Origin of the sequence: Vreelandella aquamarina (assembly GCF_044805175.1) — a bacterium.
Taxonomy (GTDB): Bacteria; Pseudomonadota; Gammaproteobacteria; order Pseudomonadales; family Halomonadaceae; genus Vreelandella; species Vreelandella aquamarina_B.
In genome coordinates this window covers 2,647,664-2,667,559 of the sequence record NZ_CP085232.1, presented here as the reverse complement: position 1 = coordinate 2,667,559, position 19,896 = coordinate 2,647,664, and the positions used below count along the sequence as shown (strand labels likewise).

General features: G+C 57.6%; 16 protein-coding genes and 2 pseudogenes. 4 read left to right on the top strand and 14 right to left on the bottom strand.

Annotation, left to right across the window (positions count from 1 at the left end; all coding sequences use genetic code 11):
* Positions 1–17: 17 nt before the first annotated feature.
* From LG300_RS12415 to LG300_RS12405, 3 genes are read right to left on the bottom strand one after another with little or no spacing between them, the layout of a single operon-like run.
* Positions 18–1,442, bottom strand: coding sequence for an ATP-binding protein (locus LG300_RS12415; RefSeq protein ID WP_404375632.1), 1,425 nt, complete (start codon positions 1,440–1,442; stop codon positions 18–20).
* Entirely contained in the window at positions 1,439–4,540 is a 3,102-nt protein-coding gene (locus tag LG300_RS12410; protein WP_404375631.1) for an efflux RND transporter permease subunit, read from the bottom strand. Before LG300_RS12410 ends, LG300_RS12415 begins: the two co-directional genes overlap by 4 nt.
* Entirely contained in the window at positions 4,537–5,742 is a 1,206-nt protein-coding gene (locus LG300_RS12405) for an efflux RND transporter periplasmic adaptor subunit (protein ID WP_404375630.1), read from the bottom strand. Before LG300_RS12405 ends, LG300_RS12410 begins: the two co-directional genes overlap by 4 nt.
* A 213-nt stretch (positions 5,743–5,955) precedes the next feature.
* On the opposite strand from LG300_RS12405, the gene LG300_RS12400 reads away from it, so the two are divergent.
* Positions 5,956–6,543, top strand: a complete 588-nt coding sequence (locus LG300_RS12400) for a TetR family transcriptional regulator C-terminal domain-containing protein (protein WP_404375629.1) — start codon at positions 5,956–5,958, stop codon at positions 6,541–6,543.
* An 11-nt stretch (positions 6,544–6,554) separates the two neighbouring features.
* On the opposite strand, the gene LG300_RS12395 is transcribed toward LG300_RS12400, so the two are convergent.
* Complete coding sequence (locus LG300_RS12395; protein WP_404375628.1) at positions 6,555–7,358, bottom strand: helix-turn-helix domain-containing protein; 804 nt, start codon at positions 7,356–7,358, stop codon at positions 6,555–6,557.
* 495 nt (positions 7,359–7,853) lie between these two features.
* On the opposite strand from LG300_RS12395, the gene LG300_RS12390 reads away from it, so the two are divergent.
* The 3 genes from LG300_RS12390 (at position 7,854) to LG300_RS12380 (ending at position 12,817) form a co-directional block, all read left to right on the top strand.
* A complete protein-coding gene (locus LG300_RS12390) occupies positions 7,854–10,037 on the top strand; it encodes an OsmC domain/YcaO domain-containing protein (protein ID WP_404375627.1) in 2,184 nt (727 codons plus the stop codon).
* Between the two features lie 243 nt (positions 10,038–10,280).
* Positions 10,281–11,744, top strand: coding sequence for an alanine/glycine:cation symporter family protein (locus tag LG300_RS12385; protein ID WP_404375626.1), 1,464 nt, complete (start codon positions 10,281–10,283; stop codon positions 11,742–11,744).
* Between the two features lie 56 nt (positions 11,745–11,800).
* Positions 11,801–12,817 carry an asparaginase gene (locus tag LG300_RS12380; protein WP_404375624.1) on the top strand — a complete coding sequence of 339 codons (1,017 nt, stop codon included), beginning with the start codon at positions 11,801–11,803 and terminating at the stop codon, positions 12,815–12,817.
* Here LG300_RS12380 and LG300_RS12375 read toward each other — a convergent pair.
* From LG300_RS12375 to LG300_RS12330, 10 genes and pseudogenes are all read right to left on the bottom strand, one after another.
* A complete protein-coding gene (locus tag LG300_RS12375) occupies positions 12,814–13,680 on the bottom strand; it encodes a DMT family transporter (protein ID WP_404375622.1) in 867 nt (288 codons plus the stop codon). The two genes, LG300_RS12380 and LG300_RS12375, sit on opposite strands and share 4 nt — an antisense overlap.
* A gap of 85 nt (positions 13,681–13,765) precedes the next feature.
* A pseudogene (locus LG300_RS12370) lies at positions 13,766–13,951 on the bottom strand (hypothetical protein); the annotation flags it as partial.
* A 35-nt stretch (positions 13,952–13,986) separates the two neighbouring features.
* The gene (locus tag LG300_RS12365; RefSeq protein WP_404375620.1) at positions 13,987–15,264 is read right to left on the bottom strand and encodes an IS3 family transposase; all 1,278 of its coding nucleotides are present in this window, start codon (positions 15,262–15,264) and stop codon (positions 13,987–13,989) included.
* 209 nt (positions 15,265–15,473) lie between these two features.
* Positions 15,474–15,557 (bottom strand): annotated as a pseudogene (locus LG300_RS12360) (hypothetical protein); the annotation flags it as partial.
* Positions 15,541–15,747 carry a hypothetical protein gene (locus LG300_RS12355; protein WP_404378063.1) on the bottom strand — a complete coding sequence of 69 codons (207 nt, stop codon included), beginning with the start codon at positions 15,745–15,747 and terminating at the stop codon, positions 15,541–15,543. The pseudogene LG300_RS12360 and the gene LG300_RS12355, both read right to left, overlap by 17 nt.
* A 223-nt stretch (positions 15,748–15,970) precedes the next feature.
* Complete coding sequence (locus tag LG300_RS12350; protein WP_404375619.1) at positions 15,971–16,606, bottom strand: hypothetical protein; 636 nt, start codon at positions 16,604–16,606, stop codon at positions 15,971–15,973.
* A 15-nt stretch (positions 16,607–16,621) separates the two neighbouring features.
* Positions 16,622–16,768, bottom strand: coding sequence for a hypothetical protein (locus LG300_RS12345; RefSeq protein ID WP_404375618.1), 147 nt, complete (start codon positions 16,766–16,768; stop codon positions 16,622–16,624).
* A gap of 139 nt (positions 16,769–16,907) precedes the next feature.
* The gene (locus LG300_RS12340; RefSeq protein ID WP_404375617.1) at positions 16,908–18,137 is read right to left on the bottom strand and encodes a nucleoside recognition domain-containing protein; all 1,230 of its coding nucleotides are present in this window, start codon (positions 18,135–18,137) and stop codon (positions 16,908–16,910) included.
* 75 nt (positions 18,138–18,212) lie between these two features.
* A complete protein-coding gene (locus tag LG300_RS12335; protein ID WP_404375616.1) occupies positions 18,213–19,145 on the bottom strand; it encodes a lysine exporter LysO family protein in 933 nt (310 codons plus the stop codon).
* A complete protein-coding gene (locus tag LG300_RS12330; RefSeq protein ID WP_404375615.1) occupies positions 19,146–19,856 on the bottom strand; it encodes a hypothetical protein in 711 nt (236 codons plus the stop codon). It lies immediately after the preceding gene.
* Between the last annotated feature and the right edge of the window lie 40 nt (positions 19,857–19,896).

Here is a 19,896-nt window from a genome sequence, read left to right as displayed (position 1 = left end):
GCTCTCTTAGGGTTTGGTTAAGAGGCGGTTAACAGCGGAAACCGTAGGGTCCAGGTCAAGCCGCCAAGCGTCGAAGCGCTGGGGGTGAGCGTGCCGCCATGGGCCGTGACCAGCGCGCTGGCAATGGAGAGACCCAAGCCGCTGCCGCCGCTGGCGCGGCTGCGGGAGCCTTCCACACGATAAAGACGCTCGGTCAGCCGGGACAGCTCCTCCTCGGGAACGCCTGGGGCGCTATCCTGCCAGGTAATCACTGCTTCGCTCCGCTCGCAGGTAAGGGAAACGTTCAGTTGTCCAGGCGGCTGGGTATAGGCGCAGCTGTTATCCAGCAGGTTGCTCCACAGCTGGCGCAGCCGCTGAGCGTCGCCGCGAATCATCACGTTGTCGGCCAGGGTGGTGGTGAGAGTGAGGCCACTCTCTTTCAACCAGCGGTCGGCATCGCTTAGGCGGCTCGCCAGGCTCTCGCTTAGGTTCATGGGGGCAAGCTGGATATCCAGTGCACCTGCATCGCTTTGGGAAAGTAGGCGTAGGTCCGCCACCAAGCGCTCTAACTGGGCCACTTCCTGGGCCAGTGAGCCCAGGTTTTCCTGGTTCAGCGGGCGGATGCCATCCTGCATAGCCTCAATTTCACCGCGCAGCACGGCCAGCGGGGTGCGTAGCTCGTGGGCGGTGTCCGAGACCCACCGAGCACGGGCTTCACGGCTGGCTTCTAGCGTGGCGGCCAGCACGTTGAAATCCCGGGCAAGGCGGGAAAGTTCATCTTTGCCACGCTCTGGCAGGCGGGTGTGGTAGTCGCCTTCGGTTAAGCGCAGCGTAGCACCGGCCAAGGCGCGGGTGCGTCGTCCAAGCCACCAGGAGAGCCCCCCCGCCAGCAGCAGCGAGGCAAGGCCGAGTGAGATTACAATGAGTACCAGATTGCGCTGCTGGCGCTCCAGAAAACGGCTCTCCATGCGCTCCATCATCTCTTGCGGCGGGCGGAACCCCAGTGTACCGATGGCTTCCCGCTGGCCGCTTGGGGTCAACTCGCTATACAACGTTAGCCAGCGCCAGCCCATCGAGCCGCGTGGTGCATCCACGGGGGGCACCACGTAGTCGCCTTCGCTATCGCGTAGGGCGAAATCTTGGGCTTCGCCGAGGGTAGAGGGGCGGTCGCGGTGCTCCTGGCCTAGCTCGAATCGTACAATATAGGGCCAACGCTCCGGTGATGCCCTTAGCCACGCCCAGTCGCCCTGGGTTTCCCAGCGGGTAATCAGTCCATCGGCGAGCAGCGTGGCCCGCCGCTCCTGGGCCTGATTGAGATACTCCAGAAAGCCGCGGTCAATGCTGTAAGAGACCGCCAGAAACACGCTGGCGGCAATCGCAACATTGACGCTGAGAATCGCTACAAACAGCTTTAGCCCCAGCCGCGAGGGCCGCCACTGGCGCAGTTGGGTCAACCGACTCATTGGCTCACACCCTGCTGGTTGGGCTGAGGTGGCGTGCGTAGCCGTTCACGCAGGTTTTCCAGCCCCAAATAGAGGCAGGGCACCACTAGCAGTAGAATCATGGTGGCGAAGAGCATGCCAAAGCCTAGCGAAATCGCCATGGGAATCATAAAACGCGCTTGGCGTGAGGTTTCCAGAATCATCGGCGCAAGCCCCAGGAACGTGGTCAGCGTGGTCATCATAATCGGCCGCAGGCGGCGGGTCGCGGCAGCCACAATGGCTTCCCGGGGGGCCATGCCTTCCCGGCGCTTGCGATTAGCGTAGTCGATCAACACCAGTGCATCGTTAATCACTACGCCGGAGAGCGCCAGCATACCTAACAGGCTAATGATCGACAGCCCAAAGCCCATCAGCATATGCCCGCCCACCGCGCCGACAATGCCAAACGGGATTGCGGCCATCACCAGTAGCGGCTGCAGGTAGCTTCTAAACGGAATGGCCAGCAGCGCATAGAGTGCCGCGAGCATTAGCCACATGGCGGTGCGTAGGGTGGCGAGGTTGTCAGCGGTGTCCTGCTGGCGGCCGCCCATGCTGACTTCAAGCCCCGGCCAGGTGTTGCTGAGCGTGGGAAAGACCTCTTCTTGCAGGGTGGCGAGCACTTGGTTAATCGCCAAGTCGCCTTCTGAGTCGGCGGTGACGGTGATAATGCGCCGCCCATCAATACGCTGCAGGCTACTGGAGGCTTGGCTAAGGGTGATGTTCGCCACGCGGGAGAGCGGCACGCTCATTCCATCGGGGGTTCTGACCGGCAGGCGATAAAGCTCGCTAAGGCTGCTCCGCGACTGCTCCGGCAGGCGCACTTCCACACTTACTTCCTGGCGGCCGATAAACTGCTCCACCGCTGTGGCTCCTTGCAGCGGGCCCCGCAGCGCCTGGGCGAGGTCGCTGCCGGTCAGCCCCAGCGAGCGCCCTTCGGCGGAGAGGCGCATCTCTAGCTGCGGCTTGCCATCGCCCAGGCCACTGTCGATATCGGTCAAGCCATACTCCCCCAGCCGTTCCGCCAAACTGGCGGCGGCGGCTTCCAGTACTTGGGTATTGGGGTGGGAGAGGCGCAGACTCAACGCCGCGCCGCTACCAGGCCCGCCAACGTCAGACTCAAAGCGTACCGACTGCGCGCCCAATAGATCCCCGGTGAGATCCCGCCACTCGCGGGCGATGCGTGACGGCGGCCAGGCATCCAGGCTTTCCGGCGCGATATCCAGGCGTACTTCCAGGCTTTCACCATCTAGGCTGCTGCGGGTGCTGCTGAAAGTGAGCGTCTCTTCCTGCTCGCTTAGCTGTTCGGCGGCATCAAGTAGCTGCTGGCTAAGCTCACGGCTCACGCTGATATGGCTGCCAATCGACAAGGTAACGGTGGCTTGCACCTGATCCGATTCGACCCGTGGCATCAGTGAGAACCCCAATCGCCCACTCATCGCCCAGGCCAGGGCCACGCAGAGAATGGCGACACCAATGGAAACGGTCAGCAGGCGCTGGTTGAGTGCGCGCTGTAGCAATGGCTCAAACTGTTGATAGGTGAAGTGATGCAAACCGCGCTGCATACTGAGGCGCACCGCTTCGATGGGGCGCTGCCAGGCGGGCGTTTGGCGTGGCTTGCTGGCGTGAGCCAAGTGGGCGGGCAAAATAAACAGCGCTTCCACTAGCGAGATAATAAACACCGTGACCACCACCACGGGTACAGTGGCAAAAATCAGCCCCAAAAAGCCCGGCAGGAATAGCAGTGGTAGAAACGCGACGATATTAGAAAGAATCGCGAAGGTCAGCGGGGTGGCGATTTCCTGGGCGCCTTTGACCGCCGCATCACGCAGCGAGTAGCCCTGCTCCCGGTAGCTGTAGATGTTTTCGCCCACCATGATGGCGTCATCCACCACGATGCCGAGGGCGATGATAAAGGCAAACATCGACATCATATTGAGTGACACGCCGACCCAGGGCAGAAACAGCATGGCTCCTAAAAACGCCGTGGGAATGCCGAGCGTGACCCAAAAGGCCAGCCGCGCCTCTAAAAACAGCGCCATTAAGATCAGTACCAGCGCCAAGCCCATCCAGGCATTTTTCAGCAGCAGGCTGAGGCGGTCTTCGTACACTTCCGAGCTATCCCGTGAAACGTCCAGGCTGATGCCATCGGGCAGGTTGGCACGCAGCCGCTCTAACTCGCCGTAAACCGCATTGGAAATACTCGTGGGCGTTTGGTCGCCGATTTGATACACATCCACCGATAGTCCTGGCTGGCCGTTGTAAAACTCCTCCCGGTCGGTTTCGGCAAAGCCTTCGCTCACTCTGGCAATATCGCCGAGCATAACGGGCGCGCCCTGGGCGGTGGTCAAGATGGGCAGTTCGGCAAACTCCTCGGCGCTGTTGCGCCGCCCCTGGTAGCGAATCAGCCACTCGCCTTCCGCAGTGGTGAGCTGGCCACTGGCTAAATCTAGCGCCTCTTCTGCAATGCGGCTGGCCAGCTGTTGATGATCCAACCCATAGCGCTCGATGGCCTCGTCATCCAGATGAACCTGGATTTCCCGCTCGCGGTTGCCGGAAAGCTCCGCGCGGGAAATACCGCTGGTGGCCTGCAGCTCGGCGCGCACGTTTTCAGCGGCGTCGTGGAGCGCGGCCAAGCCCACGTTGCCATACACCTGAAGGCTGACCACGCTGCGTGAGCGGCCTGCCAGGGTGAAGCGGGGTGGGTCGGCAGCGGCGGGCAGGGTGGTGATAGCATTCACGGACTGCTGAATATCTTGATACACCCGCATCACGTCCACACCATCAATCAGCGTGGCGCTCACCACGCCGCTGCCTTCGCTGGCGCTGGCGGTCAGCTCGTCGATGCCCTCGACATCGGCAATCGCGGCCTCCACCGGCAGTAGCAGGCTCTGCTCCACATCCTCGGGCGTGGCACCCGGGTAGCTAATGGTGACCTGAACGATTTCCATCTCGAATTCAGGAAACACCTCTTTCTTAATCGCCAGCGATGCCATTAACCCGCCGACGATAAACAGCACCATCAGTAGGTTGGGGGCAACGCCGTGATCCACCATCCACGCCAGCGGGCCTTTACGCATCATTGCGCCGCTCCCTCATTCTGGGCGAGGGTATCGCCACGCTGGCGAAGCCGCACTTCCTGGCCTTCCCGCGGCTGGGCAAGGCCAGCAATCACCACCCGCTGGCCGGGTGCTAGACCGCTACGTACCAGCACTTCCTCCTGGCCGCGATAGGCCAGAGTGACCTGGGTGCGCTGGAGGCGGTTCTCGTCATCCACCCACCATACTTGCTCGCCAGGGCGCAGCGCTGCCGAGGGTAGGGCAATCAGCGGTTCTTGGGCGGTGGTATGAAAGGCTACACGCAGTACATCGCCTAGGCGCAGGGCGGGGCCATCCTGGTTGAGCGCCAGTGGGTCATCCACAGAGATCAACAGCTGGGCCTGCAGGCCATTCTCTTCGAGGTTGGGCAAAATGGAGAGCAATGTGCCCTCACGAGAGGCACCTTCTGGCCAGCCTTGGCTGGTCAGCGTGACGCTACCGCCTGGCGAAAGCCAATCCAGCGTTTCGCCCGGCAGCGAGGCGCGCACCCAAAACTGCTCGACGCCTACCAGGCTCACCACGGCAGTGCCCTGGCTCAACAGGCTGCCAGCCCCCACCAACCGCTCCTGCACCATGGCCCGCCACGGGGCGGTTAAGGTCGCCCGCTCTAGGTTGAGGGCGGCTTGGTCGCGCACCACACGGGCTTGGGTCAGTTGGGCTTGGGCTTGGCGCAGCTGCGGTTCACGCAGTACCAGCGCGCGGCGTTCGGCGCTGAGCTGGCGGCCAAAGGATTCGTACTCGCTGCGGGCGCGCTGCTGCTCGGCCTGCTCTAAGGCGAGCTGCGCCTGGGCGTTCGCCAGCTGGGCTTCAGCGTCCTCCAATGCCAAACGCAGGTCGGCTTGGTCGATGTAGGCCACTGGCTCGCCCTGCTCCACTACTCGGCCAGGCAGCACGCTATCGCCAAAGCGCTCGAGCTGGCCTGCCACGCGGCTGGCCAGCTCGGTGAATTTCTCTGCCTCCACGCGGCCAAAGCCGTTGAGCGTGGGGGATTGCACCTGCTGTTCCGTGGTAATGACATCGACCACAGGCGGCGTTGGCGGCGGCGGCGGGCGGCGCTCGACCCGGGGTGGCTGGCTGATGATCCACCACGCCAGCGCCAAACCACCGGCAAACACCAGCAGCGCTGCCAATGCACCGAAGCCGATGCGACCTTGCTGAGAGAGAGCGTAAGAGCGAGAGGGGGTCATGGACGGGCGATATCCGTTGGCTGAGAGCGAAAATTCCAGAAAAAATGGCGTATCATGCTAGCATCACCGATTCCCAAGCAGTGATTAGGTAAGCTTTGTGCAAATAGCGTGCAACCCAAGGTGGCCGGCATTTTTGTTGCCAAGCGCTGACGGAGTACGTAATAGCTGCCATCATTCATGTGAAAGCCATAGCCCCCTGGTCTGTATGACGTTATGAAAAACACCGCCACCCGCGACAAACTCATTGATTCCGGTGCCGAGCTGATAGCCCAGCAGGGTTATAACGCGACGGGTATTAATGCTGTACTAAAAACCTGCGGTGTCCCCAAAGGCTCGTTTTATCACTACTTTTCCAGTAAAGAGGATTTTGGTCTAGCGGTGATTGAACGTTTCGCTGATCAGTACGATGCGGATCTAGCTGCACTGCTGGAAGACACTTCTCTAGCGCCCCTTGAGCGCCTGCGGCGCTATTTTGCGACTGGGCGTGCCTATATGCTGGACTGCGACCACACCACCGGCTGCCTAATCGGTAATCTTGGCCAGGAGCTCTCCGGCCAGAATGATACCTTCCGCGACGCCCTGAACTTGGTGTTTCAGCGCTGGGAAAAACGCTTTGTGACCTGCTTGAGCCAAGCCCAGGCCGAAGGCATGATTAATAACGCCGTCCCGCCCGAGGCGCTGGCCAGCTTTATTCTCTCCGGTTGGGAAGGGGCGATTCTACGGGCCAAAACGCTCAAATCCGTGGCCCCTATGGAACACTTTGAGGCTATTCTGTTCGATCAAGTGCTGGTGCCACGTTAGCAGGCAATGCATCAATGGCGAGCGCGGAAGTGGTAATCCCCGCTGGGCACGTCGTTGTTTACGGCGGCGAGCAGCGAGGCATCCAGCGACGGATCATCCAGTGCCACCAAACCGCACTGAGAGAGCGCGTCTCGTAGGCTAATTTGCTCATCCAGACGCTGATAAACCACCCGCACGCAGCAGGGCATGCGCTCGCTGTTATCCGCCACGCCTATTTTCAGGCCCGTTAACCGTGTGACTTGGCTCTGAAAGCTAGGAAACAGAATGGTCTGAGTGATTTCGTGGCCGTTGAGGGTTTCGTGGTCGACCAAAAACAGCCGGTCGGCCAGCTTAACCGCTGCCCCGACATAGCGGTTATGGCAGGGGCGCTTACCCGGCACCACCTGCATTCGCTCGGTGCGCTGATACACCACACCGCCTTCTCGCTCTTCCAAACATACCAGCGTGCGCATTAAATAGCCGGGGCGCGACATAGAGTGATAAAGCTCGAAATAGCGCCCTAGATAGCGCTCCATGCCTTCGCTACCGCGCTGAATTAGCGCGTTGGGCCAGGGCAGCGAGGTGCTCGCGGTTTCGGCATTAAGCTGGCCAGTTTGTACCAGCGCCCGAAAATCGTGGTGGGGAAGGGTAATATCGTCCGGCGTGACGCCAAAAAAGTGGCAAATCCGCTGGAGCGCGGCATGGCTGGGGTAGTAGCGTCCGCTGAGGTAGCGGTTGAACTGTGCCCGGTTGATGGGCAGGCGACGGCACACGTCGGCAATGGAGGGGTAGTAACTGCACAGCAGGCGCAAATTGGCCACAAATTCATCATGCATGGGCGAGACTCAAGGCTCTTGGGCGGTGGCGGTGCGGCTAATGTGCCGCCTTGCGTCCAAGAGTGCAACGGCTCGCCCCTGACACCCGCTTAAAATAAGCGGTGTGCATGGTTAGAACCCCTCTAACACCAGCTTACCCACGGTGCGGTTGCTCTCAATCAGCGCGTGAGCACGCGTTAGGTTGTCGGCATTGACAGTGCCGAGCACCTCGCTAAGCGTCATCGCCTATCGAATGGGCGGCAGCGCCCCGGCACTGCTGCTTCACGGCCAGCTGATGTGGGCGCCCAAGGCGCAATCGAAGCCTGCTTCGACGCCCTGTGTGAGTGGCGCAAGGTGGCCACGCTGGTAGACGGGAAGGCGCTGCCGTTCTTACTGGAGCCGCAATAAGCGATTCAAGCGACTACCCAAGACGAAGCGGGTAAAAAACTGGATAATGGCCGCCATTCGCCTGAAGCGCTGGCGCTCAGGCACACTCATTACTCCGGACGCCCGCTTATGGAAATCAAAGTTAACTATCTCGACAACCTCCGCCTGGAGTCCAAGTTCGACGATTTTACGGTCATCTCCGACCAGCCGATTCGCTATAAAGGCGACGGCTCGGCTCCCGGCCCGTTTGACTACTTCCTGGCGTCATCGGCCATGTGTGCCGCTTACTTCGTCAAGGTGTACTGCAACGCGCGTAATATTCCCACCGAGAACATTCGCCTGTCGCAAAACAACATCGTTGACCCAGAAAACCGCTACAAGCAGATTTTCAAAATCCAGGTCGAGCTGCCGGAAGATATTTCGGAAAAAGACCGCGAAGGCATTCTGCGCTCCATCGACCGCTGTACGGTGAAAAAAGTCGTCCAGACCGGCCCTGAGTTCCAGATCGAAGTGGTCGAGAACATCGACGAAGACGCCCAGGCGCTACTGATGGGCGCGCCGGAAGGTAGCTGCACCTACATCGAAGGCAAAGACCTGCCGCTGGAGCAGACCATCGCCAATATGAGCGGCATTCTTGCCGACCTCGGCATGAAGATTGAGATCGCCTCCTGGCGCAATATCGTGCCCCACGTGTGGTCGCTGCATATCCGCGATGCAGCCTCGCCCATGTGCTTTACCAACGGCAAGGGCGCGACCAAAGAGAGCGCGCTCTGCTCGGCGCTGGGCGAGTTTATCGAGCGCCTGAGCTGCAACTTCTTCTACAACGATCAGTTCTTCGGTGAAGAGATCGCGAACAGCGAATTCGTTCACTACCCCAACGAGAAGTGGTTCAAGCCAGGGCCGAATGACGAGCTGCCGGAAGGGATTCTCGATGAGCACTGCCTGGCGATTTACAACCCGGAAGGCGAGCTGTGCGGCTCGCACCTGATCGATACCAACTCGGGTCGTGAAGATCGTGGCATTGTCTCGCTGCCGTTTGTGCGCCAAAGCGATGGCGAAACGGTCTACTTCCCGTCCAATCTGATCGAAAACCTGTTCCTCAGCAACGGCATGAGCGCGGGCAACACCCTGGTGGAAGCCCAGGTGCAGTGCCTCTCAGAAATTTTCGAGCGGGCGGTGAAGCGGGAGATCCTCGAACAGGAATTGACGCTGCCCGACGTACCGCAAGAAGTGCTGGCCAAGTACCCGAGCATTGTCGAGGGCATTAACGCCCTGGAAGCCCAGGGCTTCCCCGTGCTGGTGAAGGATGCCTCCATGGGTGGGCAGTTCCCGGTCATGTGCGTGACGCTGATGAACCCGCGTACCGGCGGCGTGTTTGCCTCCTTCGGTGCCCACCCAAGCTTTGAAGTAGCGCTGGAGCGCAGCTTGACCGAGCTGCTCCAAGGCCGCAGCTTCGAAGGCTTGAACGACCTGCCGCTGCCAACCTTCAACTCGCAGACTGTTTCTGAGCCCAACAACTTCGTCGAGCACTTCATCGACTCGGTGGGCGTGGTCTCCTGGCGCTTCTTCAGTGCCAAGCCTGACTTCGAGTTCAGCGAGTGGGACTTCTCTGGCAGCAACGAAGAGGAAGCCGAGACCCTGTTCGGTATTTTCGAAGAGCTGGGCGCGGAAGTGTACATGGCGGTGCATGAAGACCTGGGTGCGCCGGTATGCCGCATTCTGGTACCTGGCTACTCCGAGGTGTACCCCATTGAAGACCTAATTTGGGACAACACCAATAAGGCGCTGGATTACCGCGAAGATATTCTCAACCTGCATCGCCTGGATGACGACCAGCTCACTGATCTCGTCGAGCGCTTGGAAGAGAGCCAGATGGACGACCATGCGGATATCATCACCTTGATTGGTATCGAGTTCGATGAGAACACCGTGTGGGGCCAACTGACCATTCTGGAGCTGAAACTGCTGGTGTATCTGGCGCTTGGCCGCCACGAAGAGGCGCTGGACTGCGTGCAGATGTTCCTCCAGTACAACGACAACACTGTTGAACGCGGCCTGTTCTACCAAGCGGTGAACGCGGTGTTGGAGATTGAGCTGGACGACGAATTGGAGCTGGATGACTACCTGCCCAACTTCAAGCGCATGTTCGGCGAAGCGACTATGGAGGCGGTCGTGGGTTCAGTAAACGGCAGCGTACGTTTCCACGGCCTCACGCCCACCAATATGCAGTTGGAGGGCTTGGATCGCCACCAGCGCCTGATCGAAAGCTACAAGAAGCTGCACGCAGCGCGAGCGGCAAAAGCGGGCATCTAACGGCGGTTATCGGTTAGCAACAACAACGGTGCGTGGCCTTCAATGGCCCGCACCGTTTTTTTATGTGGTGCACTCTGGTGCAGTGATTGGTGCAGTGAGTGCAACCAACTGCACCGCTGCGCCAAATTTCATTCCATGCTTGGCTTGGTACAACACTCTTCGCGCACCTGAATAGCAAAAAGACGCGGTCGTTAACGACGCAACTTCTAACATAACGCTAAACAATAACGCGGAGAGTATCCCATGCTCGATATGCTCAATGACCTCCTCTGGGGGAAGGTCCTACTCGTTCTACTGGTGGGGGTGGGGATCGGTTTTACCGTTGCCTCCCGCTTTGTGCAGTTTCGCTATTTCGGTGAAATGTTTCGCATCCTGGGCACAGGACAAGCCTTTAAGCGTAATCAGCACGGCCACTTAAGCTCCTTCCAGGCGCTGGTGCTATCGGTGGCTGGCCGTGTGGGCGGCGGCAATATTGCCGGTGTGGCCGTGGCGATTACGCTGGGCGGCCCTGGGGCAATTTTTTGGATGTGGCTGGTGGGCCTGATGGGTATGGCCACCAGCTTTCTGGAGTGTACGCTGGCGCAAACCTATAAAGAGGCCGAAGGCGACGGCACCTACCGTGGCGGCCCGGCGTACTACATCGTGAAAGGCCTGGGCAAGCAGTGGCGCTGGCTGGCGGCGTTCTACTCGGTGCTGCTGCTGATTACCTTCGGCTTTGCCTTTACGGCCCTGCAGTCCTATGCCGTTGCCACGTCGTTTGGCGACGCCTTTGGCGTGCCGGTGCTGTACAGCGGTATCGCGCTGGCCATGCTGGTGGGGTTGATTATCTTTGGCGGTATCAAGCGTATTGCCCGCATTTCTGAATTCCTGGTGCCATTTATGGCCGTAGGCTACATCGCGGTGGCGCTGCTGGTCATTGCGTTGAACATCACTGAGATTCCTGGCGTGATCGCGCTGATCGTGAAGAGCGCATTTGGCCTGGAGCCGCTAGTGGGCGGCGGTATTGGCGCGGCCATCATGATGGGCTTGAAGCGCGGCCTGTTCTCCAACGAAGCGGGCCTGGGCAGTGCGCCCAATGTGGCCGCCGTTGCCTACGTGCCGCACCCGGCCAACCAGGGCATCGTGCAGGCGTTCTCGGTGTTTATCGATACGGTGATTATCTGCTCGGCCACGGCGTTTTTAATTCTGCTCAGCGGCGTGTATGACCCGGCCGCCGGGGCGGGCGTAGAAGGGATCGCGCTGACCCAGGCTGCCCTGGCAGATCACGTGGGCGAGTGGGGCCGTACCTTTGTGAGTTTGGCGCTGCTGCTGTTTGCCTTTAGCACCATTCTTTACAACTACTACCTGGGCGAGAACAGCCTGAACTTCTTCAGTCGCGATAACCAGAACCTGTTCAACGCCTTCCGCGTGGCGATTGTTCTGCTGGTGTGCTGGGGCGCGACCACGGATCTAGGCACCGTGTTCGGCTTTGCCGACGTGACCATGGGCCTCTTGGCGGTGGTGAACCTCGTAGCGCTGATTCTGCTGTTCAAGTGCGGCCTGCGTATCATGAACGATTTCGATAGCCAGCGCCGTCAGGGCATCAAACAGCCGATTTTCGACGCTAATCAGCACCCGGATCTCGACCTGGACCCCAAAGCGTGGGAACTGGAGCCAGAAGAGGTCGAAGCGCTGAAGCAGCGCCTGGAAAGCGCGCCGGCGAAGTAAGTTCGTCTCGGTTCACGCGACTGTCGATACGACTGTACCTACGATAAGGAGCGCCCATGCCCCGCGTCCTCATGCTCTACACGGGCGGCACCATTGGTATGCAGCCATCGCCACAAGGGTATGTACCCAGCGCGGGGCTGGCCAAGCGCTTAGCGGCGCACTTGGCCCTGGGTGATCCTTATCGGCTGCCTGCCTTCGATGTAGTGGAGATGCAGCCACTAATCGACAGCGCCGAGCTGATGCCCGAGGCGTGGAATCGCCTCGTGGCCGTGCTGGAAAGCCACTGGCAGGCTTACGATGCGTTCATCATTCTGCACGGCACCGATACCATGGCCTACAGCGCTGCGGCGCTATCGTTTATGCTCGGTGCGATCAACAAGCCGGTGATCTTCACCGGCTCCCAAATTCCGCTGGGTGAGCCAAGAAGCGACGCGCTGAACAACGTGGTCAGCGCGCTACAGCTGGCTGCTCATCCGGCTACCCCCTGCGAAGTGAGCCTGCTCTTTCATGACCGGCTGCTGCGCGGCAACCGCGCCCGCAAGGTGCGCACGCAAGGTCTGGATGCCTTCGATTCTCCCAACTTCCCTTGGCTGGCCGAGATAGGCATTGGCATTACTTTCCCCCAACCGTCGGCGTTGCTCAGCGGGGAGCCCAGTTTTTCATCCCTTCAACTAGACGACGAAGCGGTGGCGGTACTGCCGCTGCATCCAGGAATGTCGCTAAGGCGCGCTAAAGCGCTGCTGGAAGATGCCACTCTCAAAGGATTGGTGATCTCAAGCTACGGCGTGGGCAATCCGCCAAGCTTTGAAGGTGAACTGCTAAACGCCATGAAAGCCGCTAACGAACGGGGGATGGCGCTGCTCAACGTCACCCAGTGTGCCCAAGGCGAAGTCGTGCAAGGCGCCTACGCCACGGGAGCGGCGCTCAATCAAGCGGGCGTGATCGCCGGGGGCGATATCACGCTGGAAGCTGCCGTAGCGAAGCTTACCGTGCTGATTGGCCAAGGGCTTTCGGGGCCAGCGCTGCGTAAGGCGCTAAGTGCGCCCATTCGCGGTGAGGCAGCGGCCCGTTAGCGGGATGTTACGCTCAGCGCGGTCACGGTCAGTAAGATAATCCCCATACCGACCATCTGAATCATCTCCAGGCTTTCACTCAGCACCGCCACCCCAAACAGCGTGGCGGTGACCGGCTCGACCATGGCCACCATGGACGCTAACGCCGGGGCGGCGTGTTTGATGCCTACCACATAGAGCAGAAACGACAGGCCCGCCCCCAAAATACCCAACGCCATAAACAGCGGCAGCTCCGGCGCGCTGATGACGCTAACCGCTTGGGAAATATCCATTGGTAGCAGCAGAATGAGCGATAGGACGGTGAAGGCAATGGAGAGAACCGCCGATGGCTTGCCGTGGGGTGCGGCGTACTTGAAGCCAAAAATAAACAGCGCATATGAGAGCCCGGCAAGCAGCCCGGTGGCTACGCCTATTAGCGATAGCCCGCTGGCGCCAATAGCATACAGCTTGGTTAATAGCACCACGCCCACCATCACCAGTGCGATAGCAAGCCACTTGGCGGGGCTGGGGCGCTCAAGCTTTAGAGCGAAAGAGACAAGATAGACAAATACCGGGGCGCAGTACATTAAGGTAGCCGCCACTGCCACGCTGCCGTGTTCGATACTGAGGAAGTAGAAGGTAAAGTTGCCCGCCACGCCTAGGCCCGCGAGTATCGACCAGAGCCACAGATGCCGGTTGGCCAAGCCGCGACCGCCCCGTTGCAGCACAAGCCAACCCAGCGCGAAGAGCAGGCCAACGAAGCCGCGATAAAACGAGACGACGGCAGCATCCCAGCCGCTATCTAACAGAATCCCCGCGATGCCTCCAGAAATACCCCAGAAGAGCGCCGCGAGCGCAATTAACATCGTGCTGGCGCCTGGCATGACTCACCTTTCGTCCATGAATGGTTTGGCGTGGCTTTGAAAGATAGACGCTGTCACCAGTGAACGAAAGCGTGGTAGTCACTTCTTAACCAAAGAACCAGTAGCACACCAAAATGGCGGTGGTAATGCCCGCTGCGTCGGCTACTAACGCGCAGCCCAGGCCGTGGCGAATGCGGGTGATGCCTACGGCACCGAAGTAAACCGCCAGCACGTAAAACGTGGTTTCGGTACTGCCTTGGAAAGTGGCCGCCAGTAGCCCAGGGAAGCTATCGGTGATTTTCAACCCAGTTGTCCAAATGGCTGCGCTTAAGCAGCCTGTTGATTACGCTCGATTTCGTGCATTTTTCCCGGGTTAAGCGAGACTGGGCCGGTGACTTCCCAGTTTCGAGTGTGGCCCGACCAGCGTTGCGGATGTCGCTGCTTCGCACGTTGGTATACCGCGTTCCGGCGTTCCAGGCGCTCTTGGTCTACGCCGCGATGACGGTCCGCTGGCGTGACATACTGGATGCCACTGTGCAGGTGCTGTTCGTTGTAAGCCCGCTCGAACGCTAGCATCCATTCTCGTACCGCGCCCAGCGATGCGAAGCCCTTGGTGGGCCACGCTGGACAGTATTTGACGGTACGGAACAGCGCTTCCGAGTAAGGGTTATCATTGCTTACTCTCGGCCGACTGTAAGACATCAACATGCCCAGCTCTGTTAGCCTCGCTTTGAGCGTATAGGAGGTCATCGGTGCTCCGTTATCAGAGTGCAGTACTGGCGGCTGATGCCAGCAACCTTCTCGCAGCAAGGCACGTTCCAAAAGCTGTTTAGCCAACTCGCCCGATTCCGTGTCGTGGACTTCCCAAGCAATGATTTTGCGGCTGTAGATATCCATGATCAGGTAAAGATACCAGTGCTGACCTCGCACAACGGAGGCACAATAACTGATGTCCCAGCTCCAGACCTGGTTTGGCCCTGTAGCCGTAAAGCTAGTCGGCTCGGGGACTGAACGACGTGGTTTCATACGGCCACGATGGTGCTGCTGATGATGCTTTTTCAAGACCCGATAAAACGACGATTCGGAGGCCAGATAGACGCCTTCGTCGGCCAATAAAGGAACGATTTGAGACGGCGGCAAGCTCTGATACTCGGGGCGATGGCACGTGTTCAAAATGGCTTGCTCTTCCTCATGCGTCAGCTGATGCGGCTGCCTGTGTTGCCCTGCATGTGGACGCTGATCCTCGACAATAGCGCCGCGCTCAGATCGCCACCGCTTCAGTGTGCGTTCGCTTATGCCGATCACGGCAGCCGCTTGATAACGGGACGCGCCACCCATAACCGCTTCGTCAAATAGCGCGATGAGCCTTGCACGTTCCTTGAGAGGCGTTAGTCGTCCTCGCCGCTGTCCGGATCCTCGCCGTACAAGGCTTCGAGCTTTTTTGAAAGCACTAGCAACGACGTTGTTTCTGCCAGCACCTTGTCTTTGCGCCGTACTTCCGCTTTGAGCTGCTTGATGGTCTTTCGGTCTTCTTTGCGCTGTTTCTGCGCTGCTTTTGCCTGCTCTTCTTGCCGACCAGCTCCTTCGAGACAAGCGGCTTTCCATTGCTGGATTTGCTCGGGATAAAGGCCTTTTTCACGACAGTAAGCGCCAAGCTCTGTTTCTGACATCGTCGCGGTTTCGATGACAACGGCTAGCTTGGCGTCAGGTGACCATTCGTTGTCGCCTTGGGTGTAACCCGGCACAGGGACTCCTTTTTCTCGACACTGTTTTAACCAACTATACAGCGTCGCGTTGGAGATGCCTTCTTCCGTTGCTACCGACGCCACACTGCGATTGTGGGGCGGCAATAACTTTTTCAGGATGGCGGCTTTACGCTCTTCAGAATAACGTGGCACATGAATTCCATACCGCTCCCTCTGGACTGAGTTTAGGCGATATCGCCAACCGGACAACTAGGCTGACAGAGGGGGACAGCGTCGCGTTGGAGATGCCTTCTTCCGTTGCTACCGACGCCACACTGCGATTGTGGGGCGGCAATAACTTTTTCAGGATGGCGGCTTTACGCTCTTCAGAATAACGTGGCACATGAATTCCATACCGCTCCCTCTGGACTGAGTTTAGGCGATATCGCCAACCGGACAACTAGGCTGACAGAGGGGGCTATCGACACCGTAGGTATTCATGGTTTCGATCATCATGGCGCGGGAGCCACTGCCGGAGAGGGGCTTCACAAAGGCAGTGGGCAGTGCCTAAGCCTCGCGTCCCCTCAATCACTTAGCGAGGCGATGCCATAGATGTTTTTATTAATTTAGTAGTGTAATTCGTCAATACTGATAAGGTCACAGTCAAATTGGTTGTCACCTAAAAATAATTTATAATTTTTTATTTTTTCATAGGCTTCTTCTTTAGTTGATATTGTATGATCAAATTTTCTTGATATTAATTTAGCAAACCTATTTTTTGCAACATCATGGAGAAGGTTTATTTCATGATTGTTGTCAAGCATTTTCATAGCATCTAAAAATGCTTTTCTGCCAGTGTTTCCTTCTTCTAAAGAAATTCTCTGTAGTTCTTCACGTATTGCATTAACTTTAAATATAGCTAGCATCCTTTCTTTGAATAAGATTTCGCTGAGTGGTAATTGAACCTGGATCTTTTTTTTGCTGACTCTTCCGCTCTCCTTTTTTAAGTACTCAAACTCAAGTCTGCTTAGTGGTTGTTTTAAAAAATTTTTTGTCTCTATTGAAATTTCATTCTCAGTGCAGGATTCTAAATCTATTATAAGAGGATTGTCTAATTCCTCGCTATATGATGATGACCAGTACCATTCAACTTCCTTTTCCCATCCTAGAAATTCAAAAAAACCTACTTCTTTTCGCAGTTTTTCATCTATTTTGTAAATAAAGTCAGAAATAAAAGTCTCAAGTCCTTTAGTGTTTGACACCTCTGCAGACGTAAACTATTCGGGGAATATTTGCATTTTCTTTTTTTTGCCGGTTGCTATGTCTTCTACTTCAATTTTAAAATGTTTTATGAAAGTTTTGTCATATCCATAAAATGAATCAAAACTTATATATTCATCTTTGAATTTGAAAATTACTGACATTTTTTACTCCTTGCTTTTCTATTAATAAAGCTAATTATTTTCTAGTTAGCTTGGGTTGATCGTATTATTTTATTTTAATATTAAAATAATTTCTATATGCAAGTAACTTCAAATATGGCCGAATTTCATTGAGGAGCAATTATCCAAAGAACCAGTAGCACACCAAAATGGCGGTGGTAATGCCCGCTGCGTCGGCTACTAACGCGCAGCCCAGGCCATGACGAATGCGGGTGATGCCTACGGCACCGAAGTAAACCGCCAGCACGTAAAACGTGGTTTCGGTACTGCCTTGGAAAGTGGCCGCCAGTAGCCCAGGGAAGCTATCGACACCGTAGGTATTCATGGTTTCGATCATCATGGCGCGGGCGCCGCTGCCAGAGAGCGGTTTCACAAAGGCGGTGGGCAGTGCATCCACAAAGCGGGTATCCCAGCCGACTCCCTCCACTAGCCAGCGGATGCCGCTAAGTCCGGCATCTAGCACGCCGCTGGCGCGCAGCACACCCACTGCGACCAGCATGGCAATCAGGTAGGGTAGCAGGGTGATGGTAAAACTTAGGCCCTCTTTGGCTCCTTCGATAAAGGCGTCGTACACCTTCACTCCGCGCAGTGCGCCAACCACCAGAAACATCATCACAATGCTAAACAGCGTCAGGTTACCGACCAGGGTCGAGGCTGCCGCCAGCGCCTGGGCGGACATACCGGCTAGCGTGGTCATTAGCACGCCCAGCGCCAGTGCGGCGGCTAGCAAATAGGCCAGCACCACCGGCTGCCACAGCTTCAGGCGTTGCATCACTGCCACGGCAAGCAGGCCTGCAAGGCTGGAAGCGGTGGTTGCCAGTAGGATGGGGAGAAATACTAGCGTGGGCTCTGCCGCTCCCTGCTGGGCGCGGTACATAAAAATAGTGACGGGCAGCAGGGTGAGTGATGAGGTATTCAGTACCAGAAACAGAATCTGCGCGTTGCTGGCGGTCTCGTGGCTGGGGTTAAGGCTCTGCAGCGAGTGCATGGCTTTAATGCCAATCGGCGTGGCGGCGTTATCCAGACCGAGAATATTCGCCGCAAAGTTCATGCTGATCAGCCCCATGGCCGGGTGGCCACGGGGCACTTCAGGCATCAAACGGCAGAACAGCGGATCAAGCACCCGCCCCAGCAGCCGTATTAACCCCGCCTTTTCAGCAATCGACAGGAATCCTAGCCACAGCGTCATGGTGCCAAGCAGCACTAGAATAATATCGACGCTTATTTCCGCCATATCGAACAGCGACTGCACCAAGCGGGCAAATACTTCGCTGTCGCCGCCCACCAGCCACTGCCAGAGCGATGCCGCAAAGGCGGCAATAAAGAAGCTTAACCAGATTCCGTTGAGCATGGCGGGTGGGCGTCCTTGGTCATAAAAGAGGGTATGCGCTTGCTGCGTATCCTAACCAAGGAGCGCCCGTGCGTGCTAACCCGAGAGCGAAAGAAAGAACAGAATCAGCGGTGGGGAGAGTAGCGATAGGATAAAACCGCTGACTACTGCGATGGGCACGCAGGCCACGCCGCCATGTTGTTGGATGACGGGCAGGGTGAAATCCATAGACGTTGCCCCGCCGTAGCCGATGGCGAGTGCGGTATGGCGATGAATCACCAGCGGAATCAGGATAAATGCCACCAGTTCGCGGGTGAGGTCGTTGAAGAACGCCACGCCGCCCATCAGCGGGCCAAGCTGGTCGCCAATCAAAATGGCGGAGAGCGAGTACCAGCCAAAGCCCGAGGCCATGGCAAGGCCCTCGTTCCAGCTCAGCGAGAGCAGTGGAGCGGCGGCCAGCCCCGCCAGCAGTGAGCTAACCGCGAGTGTGACGGCAATGGCAAGCCCCAAGCGGTTAAGCAAAATCTGTTTCAGCGGCATGCCGGAGTTGCGCAGTTGGCAGCCAATCAGCGCCAGCAGTAGATACAGTACCCACTCGGCTAGCCAGTCAGCCGTGGTGAATACTATTTCCCCTGTAATGGGGGCAAGTAATAAGCCGATGGTGACACCGGCGGCCACGACGCCTACCAGTAGTAGTGAACCCTGCATGGCAGCCAGCTTGCTGGTAGGAGCGTCTTTTACCACTGGCGAGCCGCCAGCGTTTAGGCGCACCCGCCGAGAAAGCCACCACAGCGCCACTAAGTTAAATAGCGTTGTGATGCTAAATAGCAGCAAGGCATTGCCGCCTAACCGGGAGAGCTGGCTGCCTAAGTTCTCAAGCCCGGCAAGACTTACACCCATAAACAACAGAATCAGGTAAACCGAACCATTAACGGCTCGGTTGATCAGTTCGAGTAGACGGGGTGAGTGGATGCGTACTAAGTAACCCAAAAATAGCGGCAGTAAAACGATCAACAGGCCAGAGAGCATTTAAGGTGCGTTACCCCCGGCGGGATTGAATTGGGTCATGGTCAGCGTGGTTTGCTTACGCCCCTCTTTTTGATACTCCGCTGAGAGTATCAGCCCTGGCCACTCGGGATGAAAGTTAATCAGCAGGTGACGGTCAGGCTTTTCGGCATCAACCAGCGTTACCTGTTTAGCATCGAACTCGCCCGCAGGAACGCTAATTGTCGTTGGCGCATTGACATAGTACTGAAAATGCTCATCACGACCGCGGTGGTCGACAAAAGCGAGGTCGCAGGGGCTAGTCTCAATGCAGCCCTCAAAGCCTGCTCGGCGGGAGAGGTCAAAGAGCGCGGCTTGGCGGTCAATGGAGCGTATATCACCTTCGGCTAGTTGATAGCTATCGCCTATGCCGAAGAGTGAGTAGCTACTACTGTAAAGCAAAGAGTGGGTGCCGCTTTCATCAAGCGAAAAGCGGCTACGCTCCTGACCGCGGGCGACCGCAATGGAAAAGCTCATATCGCTTAACCAGTGCGAGCCTTCATGAGTGAGCTTATGGGTAATGGTTGCCCCAGGCCAGCCGCGGATTTCAAGCCGATACTGAGCTTCAAACGGCTGGGGGATGGGGAGCGCTGAGCTGCTGATGGCAAGTGCAGTATTCCCTATCAGCAGGGCAGCAGCGCCTAAGAGAGCGCTCACTAACCCACGTTGAGCAGCAGTGGCGAAAAAGTGACGCAAAGGCCCTTCCTCCATTGAGTGTGTTTTCCTAAGAGCCTTT